Origin of the sequence: Tundrisphaera macrotermitis (genome assembly GCF_051175315.1) — a bacterium.
In the GTDB taxonomy this organism is placed as follows: Bacteria; Planctomycetota; Planctomycetia; order Isosphaerales; family Isosphaeraceae; genus Tundrisphaera.
Genome location: NZ_CP195100.1, coordinates 4,883,442 through 4,897,980 on the forward strand (window position 1 = coordinate 4,883,442; position 14,539 = coordinate 4,897,980).

13 protein-coding genes are annotated in these 14,539 nt (G+C 71.1%); 8 read left to right on the forward strand and 5 right to left on the reverse strand.

The annotated features are described in order from the left end of the window. Positions 1 to 14: 14 nt before the first annotated feature. Positions 15 to 1,082: a TolB family protein gene (locus TA3x_RS19740; RefSeq protein WP_435016382.1), complete on the forward strand. Its 1,068-nt coding sequence runs from the start codon at positions 15 to 17 to the stop codon at positions 1,080 to 1,082. A gap of 36 nt (positions 1,083 to 1,118) precedes the next feature. Beyond that, positions 1,119 to 1,613 carry a DinB family protein gene (locus TA3x_RS19745; RefSeq protein WP_435016383.1) on the forward strand — a complete coding sequence of 165 codons (495 nt, stop codon included), beginning with the start codon at positions 1,119 to 1,121 and terminating at the stop codon, positions 1,611 to 1,613. A 3-nt stretch (positions 1,614 to 1,616) separates the two neighbouring features. On the opposite strand, the gene TA3x_RS19750 is transcribed toward TA3x_RS19745, so the two are convergent. After that, the gene (locus tag TA3x_RS19750; RefSeq protein WP_435016384.1) at positions 1,617 to 2,264 is read right to left on the reverse strand and encodes a uracil-DNA glycosylase family protein; all 648 of its coding nucleotides are present in this window, start codon (positions 2,262 to 2,264) and stop codon (positions 1,617 to 1,619) included. A gap of 117 nt (positions 2,265 to 2,381) precedes the next feature. Here TA3x_RS19750 and TA3x_RS19755 point away from each other — a divergent pair, with 117 nt between their 5' ends. Beyond that, a complete protein-coding gene (locus TA3x_RS19755; protein WP_435016385.1) occupies positions 2,382 to 2,840 on the forward strand; it encodes a hypothetical protein in 459 nt (152 codons plus the stop codon). 68 nt (positions 2,841 to 2,908) lie between these two features. On the opposite strand, the gene TA3x_RS19760 is transcribed toward TA3x_RS19755, so the two are convergent. From TA3x_RS19760 to TA3x_RS19770, 3 genes are all read right to left on the reverse strand, one after another. Beyond that, a complete protein-coding gene (locus TA3x_RS19760) occupies positions 2,909 to 3,202 on the reverse strand; it encodes a glutaredoxin family protein (protein ID WP_435016386.1) in 294 nt (97 codons plus the stop codon). Continuing rightward, positions 3,199 to 5,286 carry a molybdopterin-containing oxidoreductase family protein gene (locus TA3x_RS19765; RefSeq protein WP_435016387.1) on the reverse strand — a complete coding sequence of 696 codons (2,088 nt, stop codon included), beginning with the start codon at positions 5,284 to 5,286 and terminating at the stop codon, positions 3,199 to 3,201. Before TA3x_RS19765 ends, TA3x_RS19760 begins: the two co-directional genes overlap by 4 nt. Positions 5,287 to 5,373: 87 nt before the next feature. Next, entirely contained in the window at positions 5,374 to 6,399 is a 1,026-nt protein-coding gene (locus TA3x_RS19770) for an FAD:protein FMN transferase (protein ID WP_435016388.1), read from the reverse strand. Between the two features lie 90 nt (positions 6,400 to 6,489). On the opposite strand from TA3x_RS19770, the gene TA3x_RS19775 reads away from it, so the two are divergent. The 4 genes from TA3x_RS19775 to TA3x_RS19790 all read left to right on the forward strand — a co-directional run bounded on the left by TA3x_RS19775 (position 6,490) and on the right by TA3x_RS19790 (position 10,902). Next, positions 6,490 to 7,545, forward strand: a complete 1,056-nt coding sequence (locus tag TA3x_RS19775; protein ID WP_435016389.1) for a formylglycine-generating enzyme family protein — start codon at positions 6,490 to 6,492, stop codon at positions 7,543 to 7,545. Between the two features lie 99 nt (positions 7,546 to 7,644). Continuing rightward, positions 7,645 to 8,925 carry a Gfo/Idh/MocA family oxidoreductase gene (locus TA3x_RS19780; protein WP_435016390.1) on the forward strand — a complete coding sequence of 427 codons (1,281 nt, stop codon included), beginning with the start codon at positions 7,645 to 7,647 and terminating at the stop codon, positions 8,923 to 8,925. A gap of 108 nt (positions 8,926 to 9,033) precedes the next feature. Continuing rightward, positions 9,034 to 9,930 (forward strand): ThuA domain-containing protein, encoded by an 897-nt coding sequence (locus TA3x_RS19785; protein WP_435016391.1) that lies wholly within the window; start codon positions 9,034 to 9,036, stop codon positions 9,928 to 9,930. A 93-nt stretch (positions 9,931 to 10,023) separates the two neighbouring features. Continuing rightward, complete coding sequence (locus tag TA3x_RS19790) at positions 10,024 to 10,902, forward strand: DUF1559 domain-containing protein (protein ID WP_435016392.1); 879 nt, start codon at positions 10,024 to 10,026, stop codon at positions 10,900 to 10,902. 261 nt (positions 10,903 to 11,163) lie between these two features. Here TA3x_RS19790 and TA3x_RS19795 read toward each other — a convergent pair whose 3' ends face one another. Then, positions 11,164 to 12,300: an IS481 family transposase gene (locus TA3x_RS19795; protein WP_435016393.1), complete on the reverse strand. Its 1,137-nt coding sequence runs from the start codon at positions 12,298 to 12,300 to the stop codon at positions 11,164 to 11,166. A 253-nt stretch (positions 12,301 to 12,553) separates the two neighbouring features. Here TA3x_RS19795 and TA3x_RS19800 point away from each other — a divergent pair, with 253 nt between their 5' ends. Then, positions 12,554 to 14,521, forward strand: coding sequence for a hypothetical protein (locus TA3x_RS19800; RefSeq protein WP_435016394.1), 1,968 nt, complete (start codon positions 12,554 to 12,556; stop codon positions 14,519 to 14,521). Positions 14,522 to 14,539: the final 18 nt, after the last annotated feature.

A 14,539-nucleotide genomic window follows, 5' to 3' on the forward strand; every position in this document is an offset into this window, starting at 1 on the left:
ACGGAGACCTTCGCATGCTCGCCCAACTGGCCCTGGCCTTCTCGGTGATCGCCCAACCGCCGGCCCCGCCCGACACCCGCGAGGCCGATGCCGCCGAGGCGGTGCATCTCCGGAACATCCGCCAGGTGACGACCGGGTTCGCCAAGGCGGGCGAGGGCTACTTCCGCCGCGACGGCCGGGCCATCATCTTCCAGGCGGTGCCCAACCCGCCCCCGGGCGTGTTCGCCATCCCCAAGGCGAACCAGGACGATTACCAGATCTTCACAGCCGACCTCGCAGACGGGTCGGTGCCGAAGCAGGTCAGCAACGGCCGGGGCAAATGCACCTGCGCCGATTTCCGGCCCGACGGCAAAGGCGTCCTGTTCGCGTCGACCGAGCTGCACCCCAGCCTCGACGAAGCGGCCAAGCCCGGCGGCCCCAAGGCCCCGGCCTACAGCCGGTCGGAGCGGTATCGCTGGGATTTCGACCCCAACATGGACATCCTCATGGCCGGGCTGGACGGGTCCAACCCCACCCGGCTGACCGACACGCCGGGCTACGACGCCGAGGGGAGCTACTCGCCGGACGGCAAGACCATCGTCTTCACCTCGATGCGCGACGGCGACGCCGAGATCTACCTGATGGACGCCGACGGCAAGAACCCCCGGCGGATCACCCACGCCAAGGGGTACGATGGCGGCCCGTTCTTCTCGCCCGACGGCAAGCGCCTGCTGTATCGGAGCGACCGCAAGGAGAACGACCTCCTCCAGCTCTACATCTGCAACGTCGATGGCACGGGCGAGCGGGCCCTCACCAACAACGAGTTCGTGAACTGGGGCCCGTACTTCCACCCGGACAACCGCCACATCATCTATGCGACCAGCCGCCACGGCCACGGGAATTATGAACTCTACCTGATGGACGTGGATTCCGGGGCCGAGGAGCGGATCACCTTCCGCGAGGGGTTCGACGGCCTGCCCGTCTTCTCCCCGGACGGCAAGAAGCTGATGTGGACCTCGGGCGGACGCACCGCCGACAAGAAGAGCCAGCTGTTCATCGCCGACTTCGAGATGGGCGTCGCCCCCCCCTCCGCCGCCCGCTGACGGTTTCCTCCCCTCTCCCCTTCAAGGATGCGACGAATGGATGCCAAGGTCCCCTGCCGCCAGACCCTCCAGGGCAGCGACATGTTCGTCGGGATGTATCTCAAGGATCTTTCCGACGAGGATATCCTGATCAAGCCGCTCCCCGGGATGAACCCGATCGCCTGGCAGCTCGGCCACCTGATTTCGGTCGAGCGGATGATCCTGGAGACCATCCAGCCCGGTTCCAGCCCGGCGTTGCCGGAGGGGTTCGACGCGGCCCACGGCAAGGGCAAGGGGCAGGCGGAACCGCCCGCCGGCTTCTCGACCCTGGCCGAATACCAGGCCCTCTGGAAGGCCCAGCGCGACGCCACCCTGGCCTTGCTGGAAGCCCAGTCCGACGCCGACCTCGACAAGCCCAACCCGGTCGAGCGGCTCCGGCACCGGGCGACCACGCTCGCGGAGCTGTTCAACTTCATCGGCCTGCACACGATGCTGCACGTCGGCCAGTTCGTCGCCGTCCGCCGCGCGAAGGAACGTCCGATCGCCCTCTGACCGTCAGATCCCCAACTCGTCGACCCACCCGCGGAGGTGGCCCATCGCCCGCGCGACGGCCTCCACGTTGGGCGGGTCGTTGTGCCACCGGCTCACGCCCGACGGGTGGGGCAGGGGGAGGTAGCGGATCCCATCGACGACCCGCGCCGTGCCGACCACGGCGGCCAAAGACGGCACCGGCCCGAGGATCGTCCGGATCGCCAGCAGGCCGATTAAAAGGACGACCTCGGGATCGACCAGCGTCACGACCTCGTCGAGCCAGGGCCGGCACAGGGCCCGCTCGGCCGGGGTGGGGAGCCGGTCCCCCTTCGCGCCCGGCAGCCGTCCGGGGTAGCAGCGGGTGACGGCGGCGAAGTGGATCTTCCGCCAGAAATCCTCGCGGGCGATCCCACCCAGCTCGAACCAGGCCCGCAATCGATCGCCCGACGGCCCGGTGAACGCCGGGACGTCGTTGCTCCCCCTTAGGCCCGGGGCCTGCCCGATCAGGAGGATCCGCGGCCTCGGCACGCCGGGGTCGGGGTCGCGTGCGATCGGCACCGATTCCCGCTCGTCGAGGAACCCGGCGCGGTGGCACTTCCGGCACGCCCGGACCCGGGCATTGAACGCCCGGATCAACGACTGCGTCGGGTCTGATCCCGGATGAAATTCCATTCGGAATCACCTTGGTGGACGCTTTTCACGCATGTGGTACAAGTGTAAGATAAGGCGAGAGAGGATGCCGACCTCGGTATCCCTCGTCGGACGGTGATCTTGGCCCAGAGGATCTCGATGAGACGTGTTTTCCTCGAATGGGCCCTGATCTTTGCCGTCGGGATGACTCTTTCGCTCACATCCCTCTGGGCAGTTTCCAGGTTCTTCGATCGAAGGATTTATCACCTGAGGATTCAGACTTCGCCGAGCCTGGGAGATCATTTTTACGTGATCGTGGGCGGCGGTGATCTCTCTTTATGCGACGATTTTGACTCGGATGCCTCCGGTAACATCCGACCCTACATCGTCGATCCACGGCGGATGATCGCTTCGGACATCCTCCGGGGAGATCGCGCCGGGCAATTCACGGTCCCCGGGATCGATCTGCATTATTATCGCTTGATGCCGGCCGGATCCGTGATCTGGTCGCTGAGGTTGTCTCTCCTATGGCCCTCACTGATATCCCTGTCGGGTGCATTCGTCCTTCACTCGCGGCTGAAGAGGCTGCAGTCCCGTCTCGGGCGAGATTCCGCTTGAAACATCAGGCCGAGGCCCGAGTCGCTGCGTCGGTTCGGGCGGGCGCATCGCCCGACCTGTGCGGGAGGTCAAATCGCCGATGCGGCCAGCAGGCGGTCGAGCAGGACCGGGTTGATCAGGCCCCGGAACCGGACCTTGTCGTCGATCACCACGACCGGCGTCAGCCCCTCGAAGTTGCGGGCGAGGTCGGGGTCGGAGGCGATGTCGATCGTCTCCACGACCAGCGCCGGGTGGCGCTCCTGGGCGTCCGCTAGGACGGCCAGGGCCTTGCGGCAGCAGTCGCAGCCGTCGCTCGTGTAGACGGTGGCGACCACGGCCTTGGTGGAAGGGGCGACGGCGACGGGGCGGGCGAGCAGGCTCATGATCGGTCCTCCGGGATCGCGCGGACGTCGACGAGGTTGTCGAAGAAGGTGGCCCCGCCCCCCATGTCGGTCAGGGCCGAGGACGTGGTGCAATTGGCGTTCCCGCCCCCCGGCACCAGCTTGTTCCAGTAGAGCCCGGTGGCCACCGCCACCCCCGGCCGCACCGAGCCCGCCAACGCGACCCGGGCCCGGAACCGGCCCCGGTCGTTGTAGACCTCGGCCCACTGGCCGTCCACCAGCCCCCGGCGGGCGGCGTCGGCCTCCGACATCTCGACGGTCGGGTCGCCGGCCGCCGCGCGATGGCTGGCGGAGTTGGCGAACGTCGAGTTGAGGAACTGGGGCCGGGGCGGGCTCAGCAGTTGGAGCGGGTACGACGCCGCCAGGTCGGGCCGGGTGGCCGGGTCCTCCAGGGGCGGGGTGTAGGTCGGCAACGGGTCGAGCCCGGCCGCCTCCATCGCCTCGGAGTAGAACTCGCACTTGCCCGAGGGGGTGGGGAAGCGCCCCTCGGCCAAAGGCAGGAACGGCGCGGGGATGCCCAGGCGGATCGAGGGCTCGTCGCGGAGCCGTTCCAGGGTGATTCCCTCCAGGTGGGGCCCGCCGTCCAGGGCCTCGCGGATCAGGGTCTCGTCGTCGGGGAACAGTTCGGGCTCGAACCCCAATCGCCCGGCCAGGGCGCGGAAGACGTCGGTGTTGGACCGGCACTCCCCCCGGGGGGCGATGCTCGGGGTGTTGAGCATGACGAAATGATGGCCGTAGGAGCCGTGGAGGTCGGGGTGCTCCAGTTGCGTGGTGGCGGGCAGGACGATGTCGGCGTAGTCCGCGGTGTCGGTGGCGAACTGCTCGTGGACGACCGTGAACAGGTCCTCCCGCATCAACCCGGCGATCACCTTCGCCTGGTCGGGGGCCACGGCGGCGGGGTTGCAGTTGTAGACGTAGAGGGCCCGCACCGGAGGGCCGGGCAACTCGCCGGCCAGGGCCTCGGCCAGCTGGTTCATGTTGACGGTGCGGGTGCCGGCCGGGGAGAGGTCGGGCCGGGTCAGCCGGTCCATCGCGAAGTCGTAGGTGCCGCTGGTCGAGAGCAGGGCCCCGCCCCCGGCATGCTTCCAGGCCCCGACCACCGCCGGCAGGCAGGCGATGGTCCGCACGGCCATGCCGCCCCCCCGATGGCGCTGGAGGCCGTAGTTCAGGCGGATCAGGGACGGGTGCGACCCGGCATAGAGGCGGGCGAGATCCTCGATCGCCTGCGGCTCCAATCCCGTGATCGCCGCGACCCGATCGACCGGGTACTCCTCCAGGGCGCGGCGGCGGAGCTGGTCGGCGCCGACGGTGGCACGACTGAGGTAGTCCTCGTCGGCGAGCCCGTCGCGCCAGAGGACGTGCATCATCCCCAGGGCGAGCGCCGCGTCGGTGCCGGGGCGGGGCTGGATGTGGAGGTCGGACCGCGTGGCCGTGGGGCTGCGATAGGGGTCGATCGCCACCAGGGTCGCCCCGCGCTGGCGGGCCTTGACCATCAGGCTCCACAGGTGGCTGTTGGTGTGGGCGGTGTTCGACCCCCAGTTGAGGATCAGGCGGCAGTCGGCCGCCGCCATCGGGTCGGCCCCCGGGTTGCCCCGGCCCATCGTGTAGCCGTAGCCCGCCGCCCCGGCCGAGGCGCAGATGGTCCGATCGAGCAGGCTGGCCCCCAGCCGGTGGAAGAACCGGCGGTCCAGGCTGCTCGCCTGGAGTTTGCCCATCGTCCCGTAGTAACTATAAGGAAGGATCGCCTGGGGCCCGTCGGCCGACCCGGCGATCGCCGCGAACTTCGCGGCGATCTCGTCGAGGGCCTCGTCCCAGCCGATCCGCCGGAACTGCTTCGACCCCTTGGGGCCAACCCGGCGGAGCGGCGTTTCCAGGCGGTCGGGGCTGTACACCCGGTCGAGGTAGCGGGCCATCTTCTGGCACAGGAACCCCCGGGTGAACGGGTGATCGGGGTCGCCCTTCAGTGCGACGGCGCGGCCCGCCTCCACCGTCACCAGCATCGAGCAGGTGTCCGGGCAATCCAGGGGGCACACCGCCTTCACCACCCGCGAGTCGTCGTCCGCCACGGCGCATCCCCTCCCCGGTCCGCTCGTCCGCCCGCCGATCGCCCATTGTAGGCCCGCCGGGATCGCCCCGCCAACCGAGGGTGCCCCTCACGGGTTGGAGGGCCAGCCCTTCGAGGTGGTTCGCTCGACGCCGTCCGGGCCGATGCGGAGGAACAGGGCCGAGGCGCCGGGGGTGGACTCGACCAGGGCCATCCCGCGCCCGGGGCCGAGGATGCAGGCGGCGGTGTCCAGCGCGTCGGCGGTCGTGCCGTCCGGGGCGATCACGGTGACGCTCCGGCGCTCGGTCAGGCCCAGGCCGGTGCGGGGGTCGACGACGTGGGAGTAGCGCACGCCGTCGATCTCGACGAACTGCTCGGCGTCGCCGGACGTGGACACGGCGGCGTCGCGGAGTTGGATCGTCGGCCCGGTCGCGTCGGACTCGACCGGCGACAGCGACGCCACGGAGATCGTCCAGCCGTCCTGGCCGGGCGGGGGCCCGGACACGACGATGTCGCCCGACCCGGCCACCAGGGCGCGGTCGATCCCCTCCCGCTTCAGCACAGCGATCGCCTCGCCCGAGGCGTATCCCTTGGCGATCGCCCCCAGGTCGAGCCTGGTCCCGGGGCGGGTGAGTTGGGCAGTCCGCGCGGTGGGATCGAGCCGGATCGTGTCGCCGCCGACCAGGTCCAGCGCTTTCCGCAGGAGGTCGGGGTCGGGCATCTTGCGGTCGCGGCGGGCCCGTCGCCAGAGCCGGACGGCCGGGCCGATGGTGATGTCCAGCGCCCCGTCGGACCGGTGGTAGAACTCCTCGGACCGCGCCAGGACGGCGAACAGGTCCGGGCCGACCGGCACCGGGGGGCCGCCGGCGCGGTCGCAGAGCCGCATCAATTCGCTGTCGGGGCGGTAGTCGCTGAGGGCGGCGTCCAGCTCGGCGATCCGGGCGAAGGCGAGCCTTGAGGCGCGAGTGGCGGCGGCCTCGTCGGGCGAGTAGAATAGGACGCGAAACTCGGTCCCCATGTGGGGCTCGGCGAAGCTCCAGCGTCGTAACGGCGCGGGCCGATCCTCGCCCGCCCGGGCCGGGATCGTCGCGGCGAGCCCCACGGCGATCGCAGCCCAGAACCCCCGTCGGACCATCGTCGATCCTCCCCTTTATATGCCCGCGGTCGACCGCCCCGGGGTTGCAGCCCCCGCGCCGCGCCGGCCGATCCCAGGAGATTACCACACGTGCGCAGGATCCCGAAGCCTCGGCCCGCCGCCCTCCTCCTGCTGGCGGCGTTCGGCGTCGCCGCCCCGTCGGCCCGAGCCCAGGAGGCGCCCCCGACCGCCGAGACCGCGGCCCAGATGAAGCCCTACGTCCAGGACATCGCCGGCTCGAAGCTCAAGTTCGAGATGGTGCCGATCCCCGGCGGGACGTTCGTCCTGGGCAGCGGCGAGGACGAGGAGGACCGCAAGGAGGACGAGGGGCCGACCGTCAAGGTCGAGATCGCCCCGTTCTGGATGGGGGCCAAGGAGGTCACCTGGGACGAGTTCGACGAATACTGCTTCAGCCAGGACATCAAGCGCAAGGAACGCGCCGGGGTCGACCTCGCCAATCAATCCGAGGCCGAGAAGAAGGCCGACGCCTCGACCCGCCCGACCAAGCCCTACGCCGACATGACCTTCGGGCTGGGCCACGACGGCAACCCGGCGATCTGCATGACCCACCACTCGGCCATGGAATATTGCCGGTGGCTGTCGGCCAAGACCGGATTCAACTATCGCCTGCCGACCGAGGCGGAGTGGGAATACGCCTGCCGCGCCGGGTCCACCACCCCCTACAACTTCGGCAAGGACAAGGACAAGCTGGGCGACTATGCCTGGTACGTCGAGAACGCCCAGGGGCCGCAGAAGGGGGGGCAGAAGAAGCCCAACGCCTGGGGCCTGTATGACATGCACGGCAACGTCGCCGAGTGGTGCCTGGACTTCTACAAGCCCGACGCCTACGCCGAGTTCGCCAAGATGGGCGACCTGGCCACCCGGCCGGTGATCCTGCCCACGGCCAAGGAATATCCCTACGTCGCCCGGGGCGGGTCGTGGGACGACGACGCCGAGGACCTCCGCTCGGCCAGCCGCAAGGTGTCCAACCGGGAGTGGTCGGTGCAGGACCCCCAGAGGCCCCAGAGCATCTGGTGGCACACCGACGCCACGTTCGTCGGGTTCCGGGTGGTCCGCCCGCTGGTCGAGCAGGAAAATCTGCTCGGGTTCCGGTCCCCGGTTGTGAAGGGGAAGGGCACCCGGTAGGCTGCGTGGTGAGCCGCCTTGCCGGCCTCGCCCGCTTCCGTCGTGCCTCCCCGCCCATCCCGTCCGCCACATAGACCGAAAACGTCCGGAGACCGTCTCATGACCGATCCCGTCGGGAACACGAGCGCCTCGCGTCGCGACTTCCTCAGGACCTCCGCCCTGGCCGCCGCGGCGACCGGGCTGGTCGCCACGCCGTCGGTCCACGCGGCCGGCAGCGACATCATCCGGGTCGGCCTGGTCGGGTGCGGGGGCCGGGGCACCGGCGCCGCCGAGCAGTCGATCAACTCGTCGTCCAACGTCAAGCTGGTCGCCATGGGCGACCTGTTCCGCGACCACCTGGCCAACGCCCGCGAGAAGCTGTCGCGGTTCGGCGACAAGGTGGAAGTGACCGACGACCGCTGCTTCGTCGGTTTCGACGCCTACCAGAAGGTGATCGACGCCGGCGTGGACCTGGTCATCCTGGCCACCCCGCCGGGCTTCCGCCCCGCCCACATCAAGGCCGTGGTCGACGCCGGCAAGCACCTCTTCACCGAGAAGCCGGTCGCCGTCGACGGCCCGGGCATCCGGATGGTCCTGGCCGCCGCCGAGAAGGCCAAGGAGAAGAACCTGGCCGTGGTCGCCGGCACCCAGCGCCGCCACCAGGCCGGCTACGTCGAGGCCATGAAGCGGATCCACGACGGCGCCATCGGCGACGTCCTGACCGCCCGCTGCTACTGGAACCAGGGCGGCCTGTGGAAGCGCGACCGCCAGGAGTCGTGGTCCGACGTCGAGTGGCAGGTCCGCAACTGGCTCTACTTCACCTGGCTGTCCGGCGACCACATCGTCGAGCAGCACGTCCACAACCTCGACGTGGTCAACTGGGCCATGGGCGCCCACCCGACCCGCGCCGTGGCCCTGGCCGGCCGCCAGGTCCGCACCTCGCCGGCCTATGGCAATGTCTTCGACCACTTCGCCGTGGATTATGAGTTCGCCAACGGCGCCCACAGCCTCAGCATGTGCCGCCAGATCGACGGCTGCGAGAACAACGTGTCCGAGTCGATCGTCGGCACCAAGGGGACCTTCGACCTCCGCCCCGGCCAGTACCGCCTGATCGGCGCCTCCGGCGCCCCGCTCCGGTTCAAGGGGGAGCGCAACCCCTACGAGCAGGAGCACATCGACATGGTCGAGAGCATCCGCTCGGGCAAGCCCCTCAACGAGCTGAAGACGGTCGCCGAGAGCACCCTGACGGCGATCATGGGCCGGATGTCCGCCTACACCGGCAAGGCCGTCACCTGGGAGCAGGCCCTCAACTCGGAGCTCAACACGATGCCCGAGAAGCTGGCCTTCGGCCCGATGCCGACCCCGCCCGTCGCCGTCCCCGGCGAGACCCCGTTCGTCTGATCCGACCGGCCCCGGCCGATCGCTCGCCGACCCCACCGACGCCACGGGTCCCCACGATCGGGGGCCCGTGGCGTCTTCGCGACCCCACCCCACCCGCGAGGCACACCCATGACGCAACGATTCGGATGGATGGCGCTGGCCGCCCTGGCGGCGCTGGTCCCGGCCCCCGCCCCGGCGCAGGCCGAGGACGCCAAGATCGTCCTCGTCGCCGGCAAGCCCAGCCACGGCCCCGGCGACCACGAATTCAACGCCGGCTCCAAGCTGCTGGTCGACTGCCTCAAGCAGATCCCGGGCATCGACCCGGTCTTCGTCGCCGGCGGCTGGCCGGCCGACGAGTCCGTCTTCGACGGCGCCAGGGCGGTCGTCTTCTACATGGACGGCGGCAAGAACCACCCGATCATCCAGGGCGACCACCTCGACAAGATCCAGAAGCTGATGGACAAGGGCGTCGGGCTGGTGGCCATGCACTACGCCGTGGAGGTCCCCAGGGACCGCGGCGGCCCCGAGTTCCTCCGCTGGATCGGCGGCTACTACGAGGACCGATTCTCGACCAACCCCCACTGGACGGCCGACGTCGCGACCCTGCCCGAGCACCCGATCACCCGGGGCGTGAAGCCGTTCGCGGTCAAGGACGAGTGGTACTACAACATCCGCTTCGCCCCCAAGGGGGAGGGCCCCGCCGTCACCCCGATTATCGTGGCCAGGCCCGACGAGGAGACCCGGCAGGGCAAGTCCTCCTCGCCGCGCGGCCCGTACCCCCACATCGTCGCCGACAAGGGCCGCGAGGAAGTGCTGGCCTGGGCCATCGAGCGCCCCGACGGCGGCCGGGGCTTCGGCTTCACCGGCGGCCACTCGCACAAGAACTGGGGCAACGACGACTTCCGCACCCTGGTCCTGAACGCGATCGCCTGGTCGGCCAAGGTGGACGTCCCCTCGCAGGGCTTCCACATCCCGGTGAGCGACGAGAAGCTCGCCCAGAATCTCGACCCCAAGGGCAAGAAGTAATCGGACAACCGTCCGGGTAGGATGGAGATCGGATCGCGCGGCCCGCTCCCACCCCGGGGCGGGCCGTCCGGCCATCCACCCCGGGAGGTTGCCATGATCCGCGCCATCGAGTCGTTCCGCCGGGCACCTGCGGCCCGCAAGGCCGGCGTCCTCGCCATCGTCCTGGGCCTGCTCGCCGGGTCGGTCGGCCTGGGGCGGATGGCGATCGAGGCGTCCCGCGAGTCGGCCCGGCGGTCGCAGTGCCAGCTCAACCTCAAGCTGATCGGCATCGCCCTGTCCAACTATCAGGTTGCCAACGACTGCTTCGTCCCGGCGGCGTTGCCCGGCGAGGGGACGACGCCCGACCGTCGCGTGGGCTGGCCTTTGGCCGTCCTGCCGTACCTGTTCTGCCCCCATTGCTGGGGGATGGACAACTACGGCCGGATCGACTTCGCCAAATCCTGGGATGCCGGGGTCGCGGAGCCGTATGGCTACCGGCCCATCACCTACCTCGAATGCCCCTCCTCGGCCCATGCCCGCGAGCATGACGGGCAGTCCGGGGGAGCCTGGGGCCGCCGCCAACCTGCGAAAATCCTGGAGCCCACCACCTACGTGGGCGTCACCGGCCTGGGCCCGGACGCTGCCGCGTTGCCGAAGACGGACCGGCGGGCGGGGATGTTCGGCGACGATCGGCGGATCACCCCGGCCGACCTCCGCGACGGGGCCGCGACGACGATGATGGTGGCCGAGACCGCCGACCTCCGCCCCCCCTGGACGGCGGGCGGATCGGCGACGACCCGCTGCGTCGACCCCGCGAAGCGGCCCCACCTCGGCCCCGGCCGCCCGTTCGGCGGCAACCATCCCGGCCGCACCGAGGTCCTGTTCGCCGATGGGTCGGTCCGCCCGATCCGGGACGGGATCGCCCCCGAGGTCTTCGAGGCCCTGTCCACGATCGCGGGCGGCGAAGCCCTGCCCGGCGGCTGGGATCGCTGACCGGGGCGTGAGCGAGGAACGTCCTGCGATTCCGGTCGGCATCACCCCCGCGACCCGGGCGTTGGGTGGCTGTGGTTGGCTTGCCAACCACAGGACCGGTGATGTGGATCGATGGGTCCGGCCACCAATCGGGCCGATCGCGCGTCCCGGGTCCGTCTCGTCGGCCCCGTGGTTGGCAAGCTGTGCGATGCAGGGACATGGGTGGCGCCGGGCGCAGGGACATGGGTGGCGCGCCCGGCCGATCGAAGTTTACACCATCGTCTATGCCGTCACGCCGGGCTTCAACTGCTCCGCGGCGATGACCCGGGCCCGGTGGGTCCCGTAGTACACCTCCACCTGGTGCCCCTGGTCGGCCACCCTCACCCGCTCCCCGGACAGCCCCACCCCCACCTTGATCCGGGCGCGACGCCAGCGGATCGACCCGTCCTGGCCCACCACCCGCACCTCCGCGTCGGCCGGGTAGGTGATCTCGGGCACCGCGTCGGGCCGGCGACGCGGGCTGGGCGCCCAGCGGGTCGCCGGCGGCTCATCCCCCAGCGCCTCGTGCGGCCGGACCGAGTTGTACACCGGCCGCCACGCCTCCAGGTCGGCCCGGAAGTGCTCCGACTCATCGCGCCTGACCTTGGGCCAGACCTCGCGTTCCAGGGTGCCGTGGAACCGCTCGACCTTGCCCTGGGTCTGCGGGTGGTAGGCCCGCCCGTGCAGCGGCCGGATCCCCAGGCGGATCAGCCAGGCGTCGAAGCCCGACAGCCCCACCCCGGTGTTGCGGGCCGAGAAGGCGTTGTCGCAGAGGATCGCCTCGGGCATCCCGACCTCCCCGTACAACCCCCACAGGACCGCCTGGGTGGTGGCATAAGTCATGTCGGCGCAGGGCCTCAGGGCGAGCAGGTAGCGGCTGTGGTCGTCGATGATCGAGAGCGTGACGACCCGGGCGCGGCCGACCTCCAGCGGCCCCTTGAAGTCGAGCTGCCAGAGCTGGTTGGGCCCGGGCCTCTCGAACCGCTGGGGGGCCGGGGTGGGCGGCGGGGCGGCGGCGGGTGCGGCGACGCGGCCGTGGCGGCGAAGGATCGCGGCGATGGTGCGGATCGGCGGGGCCTGGTGCCCCTGGGCCTTGAGATGGGCGTGGAGCTTGCGGGGCCCCCATCCGTGGCGATCGCGGGCCTCCAGGACGATCAGCTCCCGGTCGTCGGCGGTGCGGGAGGGGCTTCTGGCCGGGCGTCGAGAGCGGTCGGCCAGGGGGCGATCGGGCTCGGCGTCGTGGCGGGCCAGCCACTTGAAGGCGGTCTTGCGGCTGACGCCGTAGCGGCGGGCGGCCTCGGCGACGGAGAGGCCGGCGGTGCGGACGGCATGGACCAAGGCGATGCGCTGCTCGGTCACGGGATCGACTTTCCAGGGCATCTCGGGCCTCCTTTCGAGGCCCGATTCTCCCCTCCAGGCGCCACCCATGTCCCTGCACTCACCGTAACCCATGTCCCTGCATTGAACAGCAAGCCAACCACAGCCACCCGGCCGCTGATCGGGAAGGGGCAGAGTAAAGCCCCTGGCGACCGGCGGCATCGACCCCGCGACCCGGGCGGGCGGACTCGGTACAATCAGGGTTTGGAATCGGACGGGGCGAGCTGGCCCGGTCGGGATCGAGGGAGACGCGGCGATGTCGATGGCGGACGGAGAAACGGAGGTCGGGGCCGGGGAGGCGGCCCGTCCGAGCCTGGGGTGGGCGGATTCGGTGGCCGCGAGGCCGATCGGGTTCGGGTGGGATGCCGAGGCGGTCGCCTTCGAGGCCGGGCGGGGCACGCCGGCGCTCCTGTTGGTGGCCGCCAATGGCGGGCGGCTGGCGCGGTTCTACCGGCCGGCCGGCGAGCGCGACGGTCGGCCGTTCTACGATGCCGGGACCGAGGTCGAAGGGCTCCAGGGCCTGCGCTGCCTCTGCCCGTTCCCGGCCCGGGGCGGGGGCCGGCTCGACCTGATTGCGATCGGCCCCGACGGCCTGGTCCGGCTCCGCGACGAGGGTTCGCCCGACCAGCCCCGCTACGCCGCCCCCGAGCCGCTGGGCCTGCCCGCCGACCTCGGGCTGGGCGAGGTCCGGGTGGCCCAACTCGTCGCGGTGGATTGGGACGGCGACGGCAAGCTCGACCTTTTGGTCGGGCTCGATGACCTGGCCGACTACTGGCCCGACGGCGAAGAATTCCCGCTCGAACAGCAGGTCGGATTCGACCAGGGGGGCGGCCACCCCGGCTACGACGACCAGGGCCGCTGGCGCGGGCAGACGCCGGAAGGCAGGATCCGCTGGATCAAGAACGTCGGGGACGACGAGCATCCCCGGTTCGAGGTCCAGGACGAGATCGACGCCGACGGCCGGCCGATCCAGGTCGGCCTCCACCCCGCCCCGCTGATGATCTCGTGGCACGTCGAAGGCAACGCCGAGTTCTTGCTGGCCGACGAGGGCGGGCGGGCGCGGGTGTTCCGCAACTTCGGCGGGATCCTGCCCCCGGCCGTCCTCAGCCCCCGGACGATCCGGGTCGGCGATGCTCCTCTGGCGCTCCCCGAGGACCGGACCAACGTGTCGGCGGCCGACCTCGACGGCGACGGCCGGGCCGAGCTGATCGGCGGCCAGCGCGACGGCCGGGTCTTCGCCATCCGCACCGCCTCGCTCGACGCGGCCCGGCCCCCGGAGCTGATCACGCAGGAGCCGGGGCCGCTCTGGCTGGGCGGTCATGCGGTGGTGGCGGCGGCCGACCTCGACGACGACGGCGGGCTCGACCTCGTCGTGGGCGACGGCCCGGGCCACCTGTCCTGGCTCAAGGACGTGGGCACCGGCGTGGAGCATCGCTACGGCCTGCCCACCCGGCTGGAAGCGGGCGGTGACCCGTTCCGGCTCGACCCCGGCGTGGACGGCCGCCTCCTGGGCCCGGCCTCGCCCCGGCTCGGGTATGCCTGCCCGGCGGTGGTGGACTGGACCGGCAACGGCCGGCTCGACCTGATCGTGGGGGGGGCCGGCGGTGAGGTGATCCTCCTGCGCAACGACGGGGCGAAGTACGACCCCCGGTTCGGCTCGCCGGTCGGCCTCCGCTGCGCCGGGTCGCCGCTGGTGACCCCGCCCCGGGTCCGGCCGGCCTGCGCCCGGTGGGGCGGCGACGGGCCGATGCACCTGATCGCGCTCAACCTCCAGGGGTTCCTCTGCGTCTACCGCCAGCGCGACCCGCACGCCCTGGACGCCCCGGTGCCGCTGGTCGACTCGCTGGGCCGGTTCATCCGGCTCGACGGCGGGTTCGGCCTGGCCGGCAACGTCTCGCTGTGGGCCGGCCCGTGGACCGAGCCGGGTCGGGTCGACATCCTGGTCGGGCTGTCCCGGGCGGCGGCCCCGTTCGTCGTGCCCGCCGTCACCGGACGGCCGGGCGTGCCGCCGGCGGGCCCGACCGTGCTCCTGCTCGAAGACCGGGGGCTGGACGGCTACGTCCCCCGGGTCGTCGGCTTCCCCGACGGCGTCCCGCTGGGCCTGGGCGGCGACGCGTGCAGCCCGTCCGGCGTCTCGGCGCGGGGGGACGGCACGCTCGACCTCCTGGTCGGCTCGGACGACGGCCACGTTTACCTGTTCCGCCGCGAAGACCTCCGCTGGTGAGTCGAAAGGAGCCCTCCC

What these genes read in the sequence shown, in the direction of transcription:
- TA3x_RS19760 (WP_435016386.1), bottom strand. Translation starts at nt 3,202, where the DNA reads ATGAGCCTGCTCGCCCGCCCCGTCGCCGTCGCCCCTTCCACCAAGGCC.
- TA3x_RS19740 (WP_435016382.1), top strand. Translation starts at nt 15, where the DNA reads ATGCTCGCCCAACTGGCCCTGGCCTTCTCGGTGATCGCCCAACCGCCG.
- TA3x_RS19795 (WP_435016393.1), bottom strand. Translation starts at nt 12,300, where the DNA reads ATGCCCTGGAAAGTCGATCCCGTGACCGAGCAGCGCATCGCCTTGGTC.
- TA3x_RS19785 (WP_435016391.1), top strand. Translation starts at nt 9,034, where the DNA reads ATGACGCAACGATTCGGATGGATGGCGCTGGCCGCCCTGGCGGCGCTG.
- TA3x_RS19755 (WP_435016385.1), top strand. Translation starts at nt 2,382, where the DNA reads ATGAGACGTGTTTTCCTCGAATGGGCCCTGATCTTTGCCGTCGGGATG.
- TA3x_RS19790 (WP_435016392.1), top strand. Translation starts at nt 10,024, where the DNA reads ATGATCCGCGCCATCGAGTCGTTCCGCCGGGCACCTGCGGCCCGCAAG.
- TA3x_RS19745 (WP_435016383.1), top strand. Translation starts at nt 1,119, where the DNA reads ATGGATGCCAAGGTCCCCTGCCGCCAGACCCTCCAGGGCAGCGACATG.
- TA3x_RS19750 (WP_435016384.1), bottom strand. Translation starts at nt 2,264, where the DNA reads ATGGAATTTCATCCGGGATCAGACCCGACGCAGTCGTTGATCCGGGCG.
- TA3x_RS19770 (WP_435016388.1), bottom strand. Translation starts at nt 6,399, where the DNA reads ATGGTCCGACGGGGGTTCTGGGCTGCGATCGCCGTGGGGCTCGCCGCG.
- TA3x_RS19780 (WP_435016390.1), top strand. Translation starts at nt 7,645, where the DNA reads ATGACCGATCCCGTCGGGAACACGAGCGCCTCGCGTCGCGACTTCCTC.
- TA3x_RS19800 (WP_435016394.1), top strand. Translation starts at nt 12,554, where the DNA reads ATGTCGATGGCGGACGGAGAAACGGAGGTCGGGGCCGGGGAGGCGGCC.